Origin of the sequence: Flavobacterium amnicola (genome assembly GCF_004122165.1) — a bacterium.
Lineage (GTDB): Bacteria > Bacteroidota > Bacteroidia > Flavobacteriales > Flavobacteriaceae > Flavobacterium > Flavobacterium amnicola.
In genome coordinates, this window is sequence record NZ_SBKO01000001.1 from 475,536 (window position 1) to 490,363 (window position 14,828).

The 14,828-nt window shown below is 37.6% G+C and carries 11 protein-coding genes; 4 read left to right on the forward strand and 7 right to left on the reverse strand.

What is annotated here, in order from left to right; translation table 11 throughout:
• The first annotated feature begins 76 nt into the window (after positions 1-76).
• The 3 genes from EQG63_RS02230 to EQG63_RS02240 all read left to right on the forward strand — a co-directional run bounded on the left by EQG63_RS02230 (position 77) and on the right by EQG63_RS02240 (position 7,357).
• Positions 77-4,015: a reprolysin-like metallopeptidase gene (locus EQG63_RS02230; RefSeq protein ID WP_129434001.1), complete on the forward strand. Its 3,939-nt coding sequence runs from the start codon at positions 77-79 to the stop codon at positions 4,013-4,015.
• Positions 4,016-4,125: 110 nt separating this feature from the next.
• Entirely contained in the window at positions 4,126-6,024 is a 1,899-nt protein-coding gene (locus EQG63_RS02235) for a S9 family peptidase (protein WP_129434003.1), read from the forward strand.
• A gap of 139 nt (positions 6,025-6,163) precedes the next feature.
• Positions 6,164-7,357: a C1 family peptidase gene (locus tag EQG63_RS02240; protein WP_129434006.1), complete on the forward strand. Its 1,194-nt coding sequence runs from the start codon at positions 6,164-6,166 to the stop codon at positions 7,355-7,357.
• A 70-nt stretch (positions 7,358-7,427) separates the two neighbouring features.
• Here the strand turns inward: EQG63_RS02240 and accC are convergent, their stop codons facing one another.
• The 6 genes from accC to pdxA all read right to left on the reverse strand — a co-directional run bounded on the left by accC (position 7,428) and on the right by pdxA (position 12,493).
• Entirely contained in the window at positions 7,428-8,774 is a 1,347-nt protein-coding gene (accC, locus tag EQG63_RS02245; protein ID WP_129434008.1) for an acetyl-CoA carboxylase biotin carboxylase subunit, read from the reverse strand.
• Positions 8,775-8,868: 94 nt separating this feature from the next.
• Positions 8,869-9,354: an acetyl-CoA carboxylase biotin carboxyl carrier protein gene (gene accB, locus EQG63_RS02250; protein ID WP_129435246.1), complete on the reverse strand. Its 486-nt coding sequence runs from the start codon at positions 9,352-9,354 to the stop codon at positions 8,869-8,871.
• Positions 9,355-9,376: 22 nt separating this feature from the next.
• Complete coding sequence (locus EQG63_RS02255) at positions 9,377-10,378, reverse strand: beta-ketoacyl-ACP synthase III (RefSeq protein WP_129434010.1); 1,002 nt, start codon at positions 10,376-10,378, stop codon at positions 9,377-9,379.
• A 161-nt stretch (positions 10,379-10,539) separates the two neighbouring features.
• Entirely contained in the window at positions 10,540-10,734 is a 195-nt protein-coding gene (rpmF, locus tag EQG63_RS02260; protein WP_129434012.1) for a 50S ribosomal protein L32, read from the reverse strand.
• Positions 10,735-10,743: 9 nt separating this feature from the next.
• Positions 10,744-11,268: a YceD family protein gene (locus EQG63_RS02265; RefSeq protein ID WP_129434014.1), complete on the reverse strand. Its 525-nt coding sequence runs from the start codon at positions 11,266-11,268 to the stop codon at positions 10,744-10,746.
• A gap of 175 nt (positions 11,269-11,443) precedes the next feature.
• Positions 11,444-12,493 carry a 4-hydroxythreonine-4-phosphate dehydrogenase PdxA gene (gene pdxA / locus EQG63_RS02270; protein WP_129434016.1) on the reverse strand — a complete coding sequence of 350 codons (1,050 nt, stop codon included), beginning with the start codon at positions 12,491-12,493 and terminating at the stop codon, positions 11,444-11,446.
• Between the two features lie 58 nt (positions 12,494-12,551).
• On the opposite strand from pdxA, the gene EQG63_RS02275 reads away from it, so the two are divergent.
• Entirely contained in the window at positions 12,552-13,142 is a 591-nt protein-coding gene (locus EQG63_RS02275) for a riboflavin synthase (protein WP_129434018.1), read from the forward strand.
• An 80-nt stretch (positions 13,143-13,222) separates the two neighbouring features.
• Here the strand turns inward: EQG63_RS02275 and EQG63_RS02280 are convergent, their stop codons facing one another.
• Positions 13,223-14,764 carry a glycine--tRNA ligase gene (locus EQG63_RS02280; RefSeq protein ID WP_129434020.1) on the reverse strand — a complete coding sequence of 514 codons (1,542 nt, stop codon included), beginning with the start codon at positions 14,762-14,764 and terminating at the stop codon, positions 13,223-13,225.
• Between the last annotated feature and the right edge of the window lie 64 nt (positions 14,765-14,828).

The following is a 14,828-nucleotide window of genomic DNA, read 5'->3' on the forward strand; positions in this document are numbered from 1 at the left end:
TTTTTGCCATATATTCATTTTTTAAAGAAATATATTGATATATTCGCAATCAATAAACTAAAAAACCAACCAAATTATGAAAATTAAACTACTTTCGCTAGCAATGCTAGCGGTCACGAGTTTGACATTCGCCCAAGACGGTTTATGGAAGAAAATCACTTCATCCAAAAAACCTGCTCTTGAAAGCAGAATGCAATTACCAGAAAAAAATCTCTTTGATTTAGATGTAACCAATTTAAGAGAGCAATTAAAAAATTCACCGTTACGAAATGCAAGATCTTCAAGTGTTTCTATTTCTTTACCCAATGCTGATGGCGTTTTAGAAAGCTTCCGCATTTATGAAAATTCAACCATGGATCCTGCTTTAGCAGCAAGATATCCAGATATTAAATCCTATATCGGTATCGGTATCGACAACCCAACTGCTACAGCCTATTTCAGTATGTCGCCGCTTGGTTTTAAATCGATGGTGGTAAGTGCCGATAAATCGGCAGTATTTATTGAGCCAATTTCTACCGACTTAAAAACCTACTCGGTTTATAAAAAAGCAGATAAGAATCAAAATCTAAGTCCTTTTGAATGTAAAGTCATCGATAAAATCGAACCTAAATTAGGGGGATTAAATGACGCTGTTTTACGTCCAAACGCCGATGATGCAACCTTGCGTACTTTCCGTTTAGCCATGTCGGTTACAGGTGAATATACGGTATATTTTGGAGGCACAAAAGCACAGGCGTTAGCCGCAATTAACGCTTCAATGACCCGTGTAAATGGTGTTTTCGAAAAAGATTTTGCGGTTCGTATGGTACTTATCGCTAACAATGATGCGGTTATTTATACTTCAGCATCTACGGATCCTTATTCTGCTGCTTCTACAGGTGCAGGTGGCGCTTGGAATAGTGAATTACAATCAACTTTAACTTCTGTAATTGGAGAAGCGAATTATGATGTAGGTCACCTTTTTGGTGCTTCTGGCGGTGGTGGAAACGCTGGCTGTATTGGATGTGTTTGTGTTAATGGTCAAAAAGGTTCAGGATATACTTCCCCAGGCGACGGAATTCCATCGGGAGATAATTTCGACATCGATTATGTAGCGCACGAATTAGGACATCAATTTGGAGCCAACCACACTTTTTCACACAGCAATGAAGGAACAGGGGTAAACATGGAACCAGGTTCTGGATCTACCATTATGAGTTATGCTGGAATTACATCTCAAGACGTGCAACCACATTCTGATGCGTATTTTCATGCAGCAAGCATCCAACAAGTAACCAACAATATTAAAACCAAAACGTGTCAAACCAACACTGCAACTGGAAATGCAATTCCAACTGCTAATGCTGGTTTAGACTATACCATCCCAAAAAGTACTCCATTCATGTTAACCGGTTCGGGTACCGATGCCAATGGAGATGCTTTAACCTATATCTGGGAACAATTTGACAATGCTTCAAGTTCACAAACAGGAGCAAGTTCGGCGGCAAGTGCTACGAAAGCAACAGGTCCAATTTTTAGATCTTACGCACCGAGTACTTCAACAGTACGTTATTTTCCTAAAATGAGTTCTATTTTAACTGGAGCAACAACTACAGCAGGAACAGAAATTACTGTGGAAGCTTTACCTTCAGTAGCGAGAACTCTTAATTTTAGATTCACTACAAGAGATAATAGAGCGGGTGGTTCAGCAAACAATTCTGATGACATGATTGTAACCGTTAATGGTACAGCGGGTCCGTTTTCTGTTTCTTCTCCAAACACAGCCGTTTCATATGCTGGTGGAAGTTCACAAGCTGTTACTTGGGTAGTTGGTGGAACTACTGCCAATGGTGTAAATTGTGCTAACGTAGATATTTTAATTTCTACTAATGGAGGAACTACTTGGACTACTTTGTTAGCAGCAACTCCGAATGATGGTTCTGAAAATGTTACGATCCCTAATACTGCAGGAACAACGAACAGAATTATGGTTAAAGGAACCAACCACATCTTCTTTGATGTTTCCAATACTAATTTTACAATTACTGCGGGTTCTTCTGACACAGTGGCTCCATCAGCACCAACCAACTTGGCTGCTTCAGGAACGACTCAAACCACTACTAATTTATCTTGGACCGCTTCTACCGATAATGTAGGAGTAACTGGATACGATGTATATCAAGGTGCAACATTAAAAGCAACGGTAACAACTACTTCGTATGCTGTAACAGGATTAACCGCTTCAACAGCGTATACATTCTCTGTAAAAGCAAAAGATGCTGCCGGAAATGTTTCGGCTTCAAGCAATGTGGTAAATGTTACTACTTTGGCTCCTGTGGCAGACACAACGGCGCCAACAGCACCAACGAGTTTAACAGCTTCAGGAACAACTTCCGCTTCAACTAATTTATCTTGGACCGCTTCTACAGATAATGTTGGTGTAACAGGATATGACGTATACCAAGGCGCGACATTGAAAGCAACTGTAACGACAACTTCTTATGCTGTTACTGGATTAACCGCTTCAACTGCATATACTTTCTCAGTGAGAGCAAAAGATGCGGCCGGAAATGTTTCAGCAACAAGCAACACTGTAAACGTAACTACTTCAGCAGTGACGATTTCTTACTGTGCTTCTCAAGGGGGAAGTGTAGCGGATGAATTAATCGGAAGAGTACAAATAGGCACCATCAATAATGCTTCGACAGGAGGAACAGGTTATACCGATTTTACAGCTATTTCAACCAATCTTACAAAAGGCGCCTCAACAACAATTACTATCACTCCAACCTGGACAGGCTCTGCTTATCCAGAAGGCTATGCGGTATTTATTGACTACAACCAAAATGGAGTGTTTACTGATGCCGGAGAAACTGTTTGGACGAAAGCAGCTGCAACTACAACCCCCGCAACAGGTTCATTTACAGTTGCTGCTTCCGCTTTAACAGGTGCCACTAGAATGAGAGTATCAATGAAATATAACGGAATCCCAACGGCTTGTGAAGCATTCTCTTATGGACAAGTGGAAGATTACACGGTTAATTTAGTTGCTGGATCGGCAGACACAACTGCTCCAACTGCTCCAACAAGTTTAACCGCTTCAGGAACTACTTCTTCATCCACAAATTTATCTTGGACCGCTTCTACAGACAATGTAGGGGTAACTGGATATGATGTGTACCAAGGAGCTACTTTAAAAGGATCCGTAACAGGCACAACTTATGCTGTAACAGGCTTAACGGCTGCGACTGCTTATACTTTCTCAGTAAAAGCAAAAGATGCCGCAGGAAATGTTTCGGCTTCAAGTAACACCGTAAATGTGACTACTCTATCTACAGCAATTACTTATTGTGCTTCCACAAGTAGTAGTACTGCAGATGAAAAAATTGGAAGGGTACAAATTGGCACCATCAATAATCCTTCTACAGGAACAGCTGGATATGAAAATTTCACCGCTATTTCGACTAATGCAGTAAGAGGAGCAGCACAAACTATAACCATTACACCAGCTTGGACTTCAACAGTGTATAGCGAAGGATATGCGGTATTTATTGACTATAACCAAAATGGTGTGTTTACAGATGCAGGGGAAACAGTACTCACTAAAGCAACTTCAACGGTAACGCCAGCTACTGGAAGCTTTACAATTCCTGCCACCGCTACTTTAGGAGCGACACGAATGAGAGTTTCGATGAAATACAACGGAGTTCCGACTTCTTGTGAAACACTTTCTTACGGTCAAGTAGAAGATTATACGATTAATATTACTTCTACAGCGAAAGAGACGGTAAGAGAAACGGAAGCTAGCGAAGTAGTGGAAATCAAATTGTATCCAAATCCAGTAAGTTCTATCTTAAACATTACTGCTGTATCTGAAAATGCTACATACAGAGTATATAATGTATTTGGACAAACTATTTTAGATGGAAAAATAAACAATGGAACTATTGATGTTTCTCGTTTAACAAACGGAAATTACATTATGGAAATTTCTGATAACGGAACTTCAACTACCAAACGTTTTATCAAAAACTAAACGAACAACCAAACTTAAAAACGCCTCCTAGTTGAGGCGTTTTTTTATGCTCGTAATTCAACCCTAAAAAAATTTCAGTAATTTAGCGACACTTTCAAAAATGAAAAAAAATGAAAAAACTACTTATTTTAACTCTTGGTATCATGGGATTATCAGCAAATGCCCAAGATGTTATGACGCCTGAATTACTTTGGAAATTAGGACGTGTAACACCGCTTGGCCTTTCAAAAGACGGAAAAAACATTGTTTACAAAGTGGCCATTCCATCGGTGGAAGAAAATAAATCGAACTCAAAATATTACACCATTCCCGTTACTGGTGGAAATGCAACCGAAGTCACGGAATACAAAGAATTAATTGCCGACAAAAATACTGCTCCAGATGGACTGCACCTGCTATCGCATCAAGAAGTTAAAATAACAAAGGTCTTAGGAAAAGATGTGTATCCAGAGCTTCCTAAATCGGATGCCAAAGTGTATGACGGTTTAGATTACCGCCATTGGGACACGTGGAGAGACGGTACTTACAATCATGTTTTTTTTGCTACGGCAGATGGAAAATCGAAAACCGATATCATGCCAAAAGAAGAGTATGATTCCCCTCAAAAACCTTTTGGAGGTGATGAAGATTACATTTGGTCTCCTGATAGCAAAAGCATTATTTATGTGTGTAAAAAGAAAGCAGGCACCGCATATGCTGTTAGCACTAATACTGATTTGTACCAATACAACATCGAAACCAAAGAAACAAAAAATCTTACGGAAGGCAATTTAGGCTACGACACTCACCCCTCTTTTTCTCCTAATGGTGATTTAACCTGGTTGCAAATGAAACGCGATGGTTATGAAGCTGACAAAAATGATATTATTGTTCGTTTTAAAGAAATGAACATTAATTTAACTGCAGGTTGGGACGGAACGGTAGAAAGTTTCAAATGGAGTACTGATGGTAAAAAAGTCTATTTCATTGCACCCGTTGATGGCACAAAACAATTATTTGAAGTGAATTTCCCGGGTTTGACAAGAATTGCAGTCACTGTAAAACAAATCACCAATGGCGTTTTTGATGTGACAGAAATTGTAGGATTCAATCTTGATCAAGTAATTGTCGCTAGAAACGATATGAATCATGCTTCAGAGATTTTTTCATATGATTTAAAAAAGAAAACTTGGAAACAACTTACCAATGTCAATACTGAAACGTACAGTAAATTAACGTTATGTAAAACGGAAAAAAGATATGTAACTACCACTGATGGTAAAAAAATGTTGGTTTGGGTAATTTTACCGCCAAACTTTGATCCTACTAAAAAATACCCTGCATTATTGTATTGTCAAGGAGGACCACAAAGTGCATTATCTCAGTATTATTCCTACCGTTGGAATTTTCAAACAATAGCCTCGCAAGGGTATGTAGTTGTAGCACCCAACCGTCGCGGTATGCCGGGTCATGGCGTGAAATGGAACGAACAAATCTCAGGAGATTGGGGCGGTCAAGTAATGGATGATTATTTAGCTGCCATTGATGATGTAGCCAAAGAATCGTATGTAGACAAAACGCGTTTAGGGGCTGTTGGAGCTAGTTACGGAGGGTATTCCGTATTTCAATTGGCCGGAATTCACAAAAACCGTTTTAAAACTTTTATTTCACATTGTGGAATTTTCAACACCCAAAGTATGTATGGCACCACCGAAGAAGTATTCTTTACGAACTGGGATTCGGGAGGTGCTTATTGGGAAAAAGAAAATAAGATAGCCCAAAAAACCTATAATGAATTCAACCCAATCAACATGGTCAATAACTGGAATACGCCAATTATGATTATTCAAGGTGGAAAAGATTATCGCGTGCCTATTGGTCAAGGTCAGGAAGCCTTTCAAGCGGCTCAGTTAAAAGGTATAAAAAGTAGATTCTTATTATTCCCAGAAGAAAACCACTGGGTGCTCAAACCGCAAAATGCCTTGGTATGGCAACGTGAGTTTTTTAAATGGTTAAAAGAAACTCTATAGTCGAGTATACTGAATCAAAAATCCCAATCATTCGATTGGGATTTTTTCTTAAATAAAATATAAATTGGTGTTAAATAATACCCTCCATTATAACCGATTATTATTTTTACCAGCAAATCTGTAAAAATCTATCAATCATATGCATACAATTACAAAACCATTAATCATCGCGGCTTCATTATTGATGAGCACTTCAAATTTTGCTCAAGATAATTTAGTGAATTCATTAAAAATCAATGCTAGCGAAAAAAGCAAAGAATCATTTAAATTTTCGGATGTTATCAATATTGAAAATACTTCTGTAAAAAATCAGGGTTCTTCTGGAACCTGTTGGAGTTATTCGGCGAATTCTTTTTTAGAATCGGAAATGATTCGCATGGGAAAAAAACCAGTCGAATTGTCGCAAATTTTTTCAGCACGTAACGCCTATGTCGAAAAAGGAAGGAACTATGTACGTATGCATGGTTCGGTAGCTTTAGGAGACGGTGGTGCTTTTCACGATGTAATTAACATGTATCGTAAATATGGCGCGGTGCCACAATCGGTTTACACTGGGTTAAATTATGGCACCGATAAAAATCAATTTTCTGAAATGGGCGCTTTAACAGAAGCTTTCTTAAAAGCGGTGGTAACCAATCCAAATGGAGAATTAACTCCGAACTGGGAAAAAGCATATACGGCTATTATTGACTCTTACTTAGGATCGGTTCCTAAAACTTTCGATTATAACGGAAAAAAATATACTCCTGAAACTTTTGCCAAAGAAGTCGTAGGCATTAATGCAGAAGATTACGTTGAAATTTCTTCACTACAAGAACATCCTTATTATTCAAAATTTGTATTGATGGTTCCTGACAATTGGTCTTATGATCTAGTGTATAACGTAAAAATGAATGAATTAACGGAGATTATCGACAGTGCTCTTAAAAATGGTTACTCAGTGGCTTGGGCTGGAGATGTAAGTGAAAAAAGTTTTTCTTGGAAAAATGGAGTTGCTTTCGTGCCAGAAAAGAAAATGGATGACATGACTCCTGAAGAAAAAGCCGATTTATTTAACGGTCCTAAAAATGAGTTAGTGGTAACCGAAGAAATGCGTCAAAAAGCATTTGATAATTACGCTACCACTGATGATCACGGAATGCACATTGTGGGTATTTCAAAAGACCAAAACGGCAAAGAATACTACATCGTTAAAAACTCATGGGGTACTTCAAATGATCACAAAGGGTATTTGTATATGACCAAAGAATTTGCCAAATACAAAGCAACCGCTATCATGTTACACAAAAAAGCAATTCCTGCAAGCATTGCCACAAAATTAAAATTATCATAATACAAAAAGGCCGAAATTAATTTCGGCCTTTTACAAACAAAAATCCCAATCGCTTGATTGGGATTTTTTATTATTTAACTTCTTTCATAACAAAAGACTCCATGAATTTTGTAGTATAATTTCCAGCTACATAATCCGGTTCGTCCATTAATTGTCTGTGGAAAGGAATTGTTGTTTTAATTCCTTCAATATAGAACTCATCCAAAGCACGTTTCATTTTACTGATAGCTTCTTCTCTTGTTTGCGCCGTTGTAATTAACTTCGCAATCATTGAGTCATAATTTGGCGGAATCGTATATCCAGCATACACGTGAGTATCCAAACGCACTCCGTGACCTCCTGGCGCATGTAAAACAGTGATTTTACCTGGCGAAGGACGGAAATCATTGTAAGGATCTTCCGCATTGATACGACATTCGATAGAGTGTAATTGTGGTAAATAGTTTTTACCTGAAATTGGCACTCCTGCCGCTACTAATATTTGCTCACGAATTAAATCGTAGTCGATAACTTGTTCTGTAATTGGGTGCTCTACTTGGATACGAGTATTCATTTCCATAAAGTAGAAATTACGGTGTTTGTCAACCAAGAATTCAACAGTTCCAGCACCTTCATATTTGATAAACTCAGCCGCTTTAACTGCAGCCTCTCCCATCGCATGACGTAATTCATCAGTCATAAACGGAGAAGGAGTTTCTTCTGTTAATTTTTGGTGACGACGTTGTACCGAACAATCTCTTTCAGACAAGTGACAGGCTTTTCCGAAAGAATCTCCAACCACTTGAATTTCAATGTGACGTGGTTCTTCGATTAATTTCTCCATGTACATCCCGTCATTACCGAAAGCAGCAGCCGACTCTTGACGAGCGCCTTCCCATGCTTTCAATAAATCTTCCGCTTTCCATACCGCACGCATTCCTTTTCCACCACCACCGGCAGTAGCTTTAAGCATTACTGGGTAACCCATTCCTGCTGCTAGTTCTTGAGCTTGTTCGAATGAATCTAACAAACCATCAGAACCAGGCACACAAGGAACACCAGCCGCTTTCATAGTTGCTTTTGCCGAAGCTTTGTCTCCCATACGGTCAATCATTTCTGGAGAAGCCCCAATAAATTTGATTCCGTGTTCTTGACAAATTTTTGAAAATTTAGCGTTTTCAGATAAGAACCCGTAACCTGGGTGAATCGCATCTGCATTTGTAATTTCTGCAGCAGCAATAATATTAGACATTTTCAAGTACGATAAATTACTTGGTGGTGGTCCAATACAAACCGCTTCATCCGCGAATTTTACGTGCAAACTTTCTGCATCAGCAGTAGAATAAACCGCAACGGTTTTAATTCCCATTTCTCTACAAGTTCTAATTACACGAAGTGCAATTTCTCCCCTGTTTGCAATTAATATTTTTTTAAACATAATCTTTCAATTAGATAATTAGACAATGTGTCCATTAGACAATTAAATAGGAAGCAAGAAAAATTCTAACTTCTAACTTCTAACTTCTAACTTATTATGATGGGTCAACTAAAAATAATGGTTGATCGAATTCTACTGGAGAAGAATCGTCTACTAAAATCTTAACGATTTTTCCTGATACTTCACTTTCGATTTCGTTGAATAATTTCATCGCTTCGATAACACATAACGTATCACCTTTAGCAATGGTAGCACCTACTTCTACAAACATTGGTTTGTCTGGAGCCGGTTTACGGTAAAAAGTACCAATCATTGGTGATTTTACAGTGATATATTTAGAATTATCATCCGCTGCTTCTACTGCTGGAGCGCCTGCTACTGGGGCTGCTGCTGGAGCAACTGGAGCCGCTTGCATTTGAGGCATTGCTTGCATAGGCATTTGTTGAATGTACGTATGCTCTGCAGCCCCTGCTTCTGTAGTTTTGATAGTGATTTTGAAATCATCCATCTCTAATTTTACTTCTGTAGCACCTGATTTTGCTACAAATTTGATTAGGTTTTGAATTTCTCTAATATCCATGATATTTTTCTTTTGGTTTATTTTATCGTTGTTTGTCATATGCCCATTTTAAATAAATTGATCCCCAAGTGAATCCACCACCGAAGGATGCAAAGATAAGATTATCTCCTTTTTTAAGTTTGTCTTCATAATCACTAAGCAATAAAGGCAAAGTTCCTGAAGTTGTATTTCCGTATCGGTGAATGTTTACCAATACTTTATTTTCGTCTAATCCCATTCTGTCGGCAGTAGCGTCTATAATTCGTTTGTTCGCTTGATGAGCAATTAACCAATTGACATCATCATGCGTTAAATTATTACGCTGCATGATTTTTTCACTCACGTCAGCCATTCCGGAAACTGCATACTTAAATACAGTCTTTCCATCTTGGAAAACCGTATGTAAACCATTTTCAACTGTTTCTTTTGAAGCAGGAAGAATAGAACCACCCGCGTCAATTTTTAAATATTCGCGACCAATACCATCGGAGCGTAAAATTTCATCTTGTACTCCTAATCCTTCATGGTTCGGTTCAAAAAGAACAGCACCTGCACCATCTCCAAAGATAATGCAGGTTGCTCTGTCGGTATAATCAATAATTGATGACATTTTATCAGCACCAATTAGCAATACTTTTTTATATCTACCTGATTGTATGTAGGCTGCAGCAGTTGACATTCCGTAAAGAAAACTTGAACATGCTGCTTGTAAATCGTAAGCAAACGCATTTACCGCACCGATTTGTGTGGCCACAAACACTCCAGTAGAAGCCACAGGCATATCTGGAGTAGCGGTTGCTAATAGTACTAAATCTATTTCTTTAGGATCGATCCCTGATTTTTCAATAAGGTTTTGAGCTGCTTTGATAGCAAGAAAGGAAGTTCCTGCTCCTTTTTCTTTTAATATTCTTCTTTCCTTGATACCCGTTCGAGTAGTAATCCACTCATCATTAGTATCGATCATTGTTTCTAATACTTGATTAGATAAAACAAACTCAGGAACATAAGCGCCAACGGCAGTAATTGCGGCAGTAATTGTATTCATAAAGTTCAAAATAATGCGTCCTAAAATCTGCGTTCTAAAAGACGATGAAGTTACAAAAAATCTTTAAAATAGAAATTATAACTTCGAATTTTTATTTTTTCGGTTATTCCCAACAAAAAAACTCTCACTAGGTGAGAGTTAGATTCTTATACTAAAACGTATTAAGCAACAGCTACCGATTTATCGATAACTACTTGACCACGGTAATACATTTTACCTTCATGCCAGTAAGCTCTGTGGTATAAATGTGCTTCACCAGTGATAGGGCAAGTTGCGATTTGAGCAACAGTTGCTTTATAGTGAGTTCTTCTTTTATCTCTTCTTGTTTTCGAGGTTTTTCTCTTAGGATGTGCCATTTTACAAAATTATTTATCCGTTAATAGTTTCTTTAATGCTGCCCAACGTGGGTCAATTTCTTCTTCTTTTACTTCTTGTTCGTCTTTGACTTCAATATTATTAAGCTTTTCTAGTGCTTTTTTATCTTTAGCACCAGGACTGACTCTTTTTAATGGTATCGATAAAACAATCATTTCATAAATGTATTGCGAAACGTCTACTTGATGTTCACCGAAAGGCAAAATGAGCAACTCCTCATTTTCATCATTAAACTTTTCTCCAAAACGAACAATCAATTTTAATTTTCCTTTGATAGGCAAATCAAACATTTCATTGGTTACGTCACATGGAACATTTATGGTCCCCGAATGCTTAAAATTTAATTCAAGCATCGTGCTTTGTTTATCTAAAACCAGATTCACTTTTATAGCTGACGAATCAAATTCATCATATTCAAAGTGATCAAAGAACGCTTTATTAATTTGATACTCAAACTGATGTTTTCCAAGCTTTAATCCTAAAAATGGGATTAAAAATTCATTTGTAACTTTCATCTGATAAAACTATATTTTTTTATAGGTATCAGATGGAACGCTCTAGAAATTAATCTCTTAAAAAGAGTGTAATTTTTTAATTGCGTTTCATCTTAACAACAATTTGTCCCTTAATTAGGGTGTGCAAAGATATAAATATTTTATAAAATCAAAAGAGTTATTCACCTTTTTTTGTTCATAACTGCTTTTCTTTGATTTTTAAAGGCTTTGCGGTTATTTCTTGATACTCAATTCGCGATTTATAAATATCGATCGCCATATAAATGGCTTCTGTAAACGAATTATGGTCGGCAATTCCTTTTCCGGCAATATCATATCCCGTTCCGTGATCCGGAGATGTTCTTACTTTATTTAATCCAGCAGTATAATTTACTCCTTTACCAAAAGACAAGGTTTTGAACGGAATCAAACCTTGGTCATGATAGGTTGCGATTACTGCATCATATTTTTCATACTGCCCACTTCCGAAGAAACCATCAGCAGAATAAGGTCCGAAAACCAAGGTCCCTTCTTCAAAAATTTTCTTCAAAGCTGGCTTTAACACTTTCTCTTCTTCATCTCCTATTACACCATTATCACCCGAATGTGGATTTAATCCCAACACCGCAATTTTAGGTTTCGTAATTCCGAAATCTTGGATTAGCGATTGGTTGATGGTTTTTATTTTTTTACGAATTAATGCTTCGGTTAGATGTTTGGCCACTTCATTGATAGGCACATGATCGGTAAACAAGCCTACGCGTAAATTATCCTGCACCATAAACATCAAAGCATCGCCTTCCAACTCCTGATTCAAATAATCGGTATGTCCTGGGAATGAAAATTCTTCCGATTGGATATTTGATTTACTAATTGGCGCCGTCACTAACACATCTACCAAACCATCTTTTAAGGCTTGGGTTGCCGATGTAAATGATTTTACTGCATATTTTCCGACTGTTTCGTCCTCTTTACCCAATTCAAGATTCACCCCTTCTCTCCAAACATTCAACACATTGATTTTTCCAACCAATGCTTGGTCGATTTTATCAATGCCGTGTAAATTGACATTCAATTCTAATTGTTTTTTTAGAAAAGAAAGGATTTTTACATTAGCAAAAATAATTGGCGTACAAAGTTCCAACATACGGGTATCTTCAAACGATTTTAGGATTACTTCGCTCCCAATTCCGTTTAAATCTCCAATTGAAATTCCTACGAATATATTTTCTGGTCTTTTTGTCATCAGTTCAATGTATTTATTGCTAATTTTGAATGCAAATTTACTAAAATTAAATCAGTTAATGTTTACAGGAATCATAGAAACTCTTGGTACTATCAAGGAATTACGAAAAGAAGGCGAAAACATACACGTTAGCGTGCAATCGAATATCACCAATGAACTTAAAATTGACCAAAGTGTAGCACACAACGGTGTTTGTTTGACGGTGGTAGCGATAGATAACGACACCTATACGGTAACAGCAATCAAAGAGACCATTGATAAAACCAATTTGGGCGACTGGAAAGTAAACGACAAAGTAAATTTGGAGCGCGCCATGAAACTGGGTGATCGCTTGGACGGACATATTGTACAAGGCCATGTGGACCAAACCGCTGTTTGCAAAAATATTGAAGAAGCTGATGGCAGTTGGTATTTCACTTTTGAATATGATAAAAGCTTAAATAACATTACCATTGAAAAAGGCTCCATCACAGTGAACGGAACGAGTTTGACAGTGGTGAATTCAAAAATTAATGAGTTTAGCGTCGCGATTATCCCATACACCTATGAACATACTAATTTTCACTCTTTTAAAATTGGAACGAAAATCAATTTAGAATTTGATGTGATTGGGAAGTATGTAGCGAGGCTGCATCAATTACAAGCTTAAAAAACAAAAATCCCAAACTTTACAGTTTGGGATTTTTTATTATTACACTTTGTACTTTTAACTTCGTACTTCGTATTTTCTTACATTTTCATTAACCAATTGCGCATCGAAACCTCATTACTGATAATTCCTCTCAATTCTGAAATAGAAACACGGTCTTGTTGCATCGAATCGCGGTGACGAATCGTAACGGTTTTGTCTTCCAACGTTTGGTGATCGACAGTAATACAGAAAGGGGTTCCTAAAGCATCCTGACGACGGTAACGGCGACCCACCGCATCTTTTTCATCATACGCCACATTGAAATCCCATTTCAACTCCTCGATGATTTCTTTGGCAATTTCTGGTAAGCCATCTTTTTTGACCAATGGTAACACCGCGGCTTTTGTAGGCGCTAATACACTTGGCAAACGCAATACCGTTCTGGTTGAACCATCTTCTAGGGTTTCTTCTTTTAAAGAATTTGAGAAAACCGCTAAAAACATCCTGTCCAATCCTACCGAAGTTTCTACTACGTATGGCGTGTAGTTTTTATTTTCTTCAGTATCGAAATACTGCATTTTTTTACCTGAAAACTCTTCGTGGGCTTTCAAATCGAAATCAGTGCGCGAGTGAATTCCTTCCAATTCTTTAAATCCGAATGGGAAATTGAATTCGATATCGGCAGCTGCATTGGCATAATGTGCTAATTTTTCATGATCGTGAAAACGGTAGTTTTCTTTTCCTAATCCAAGAGACAAATGCCAGTTCAAACGCGTATTTTTCCAATACTCGTAATATTTCATTTCTTCGCCTGGTTTTACAAAAAATTGCATCTCCATTTGTTCAAATTCACGCATACGGAAGATAAACTGACGCGCTACAATTTCGTTACGGAACGCCTTTCCTGTTTGGGCAATACCAAACGGAATTTTCATACGCCCTGTTTTTTGTACATTCAAGAAGTTCACAAAAATACCCTGAGCCGTTTCCGGACGTAAGTATAAATCCATAGCCGTATCGGCAGAAGCACCTAATTTGGTTCCAAACATCAAGTTAAATTGACGTACTTCCGTCCAATTTTTTGAACCCGAATCCGGACAAGCAATTTCCAATTCTTCGATTAACGCTTTCACATCGGCCAAATCACCAGAATCTAAACCTTTAGCCATTCGTTGTAGGATGGCATTTTTTTGATCCAAATAGCCTTTAACTCTTTCGTTAGTCGCTACAAATTGCGCTTCATCAAAAGCATCGCCAAAACGACCTTTCGCTTTTTCGATTTCTTTTTGTGCTTTTTGGTTTAATTTTTCGGCATAATCCTCAATTAAAACATCGGCACGGTATCTTTTTTTAGAGTCTTTGTTGTCAATCAATGGGTCGTTAAAAGCATCCACGTGACCCGAAGCTTTCCACGTCGTTGGGTGCATAAAAATTGCGGCATCAATTCCTACAATATTTTCATGCATTTGCACCATCGATTTCCACCAATAGTCTCTAATGTTCTTTTTTAATTCTACTCCGTTTTGTGCATAATCGTATACTGCACTCAAACCATCATATATTTCGCTCGATTGGAAAATGAATCCATATTCTTTTGCATGCGAAACTACATTCTTAAATAAATCTTCTTGTTTTGCCATAGTGGTGCAAAAATAAAAAAAACGGACTTAAAAAATCCGTTTTAAATTATAATATTCTGTCTTT

Excerpts from the sequence above, each read along its gene's own strand:
- EQG63_RS02230 (WP_129434001.1), top strand. The coding sequence starts at position 77 with ATGAAAATTAAACTACTTTCGCTAGCAATGCTAGCGGTCACGAGTTTG.
- EQG63_RS02235 (WP_129434003.1), top strand. The coding sequence starts at position 4,126 with ATGAAAAAACTACTTATTTTAACTCTTGGTATCATGGGATTATCAGCA.
- EQG63_RS02240 (WP_129434006.1), top strand. The coding sequence starts at position 6,164 with ATGCATACAATTACAAAACCATTAATCATCGCGGCTTCATTATTGATG.
- accC (WP_129434008.1), bottom strand. The coding sequence starts at position 8,774 with ATGTTTAAAAAAATATTAATTGCAAACAGGGGAGAAATTGCACTTCGT.
- accB (WP_129435246.1), bottom strand. The coding sequence starts at position 9,354 with ATGGATATTAGAGAAATTCAAAACCTAATCAAATTTGTAGCAAAATCA.
- EQG63_RS02255 (WP_129434010.1), bottom strand. The coding sequence starts at position 10,378 with ATGAATACAATTACTGCCGCAATTACTGCCGTTGGCGCTTATGTTCCT.
- rpmF (WP_129434012.1), bottom strand. The coding sequence starts at position 10,734 with ATGGCACATCCTAAGAGAAAAACCTCGAAAACAAGAAGAGATAAAAGA.
- EQG63_RS02265 (WP_129434014.1), bottom strand. The coding sequence starts at position 11,268 with ATGAAAGTTACAAATGAATTTTTAATCCCATTTTTAGGATTAAAGCTT.
- pdxA (WP_129434016.1), bottom strand. The coding sequence starts at position 12,493 with ATGACAAAAAGACCAGAAAATATATTCGTAGGAATTTCAATTGGAGAT.
- EQG63_RS02275 (WP_129434018.1), top strand. The coding sequence starts at position 12,552 with ATGTTTACAGGAATCATAGAAACTCTTGGTACTATCAAGGAATTACGA.
- EQG63_RS02280 (WP_129434020.1), bottom strand. The coding sequence starts at position 14,764 with ATGGCAAAACAAGAAGATTTATTTAAGAATGTAGTTTCGCATGCAAAA.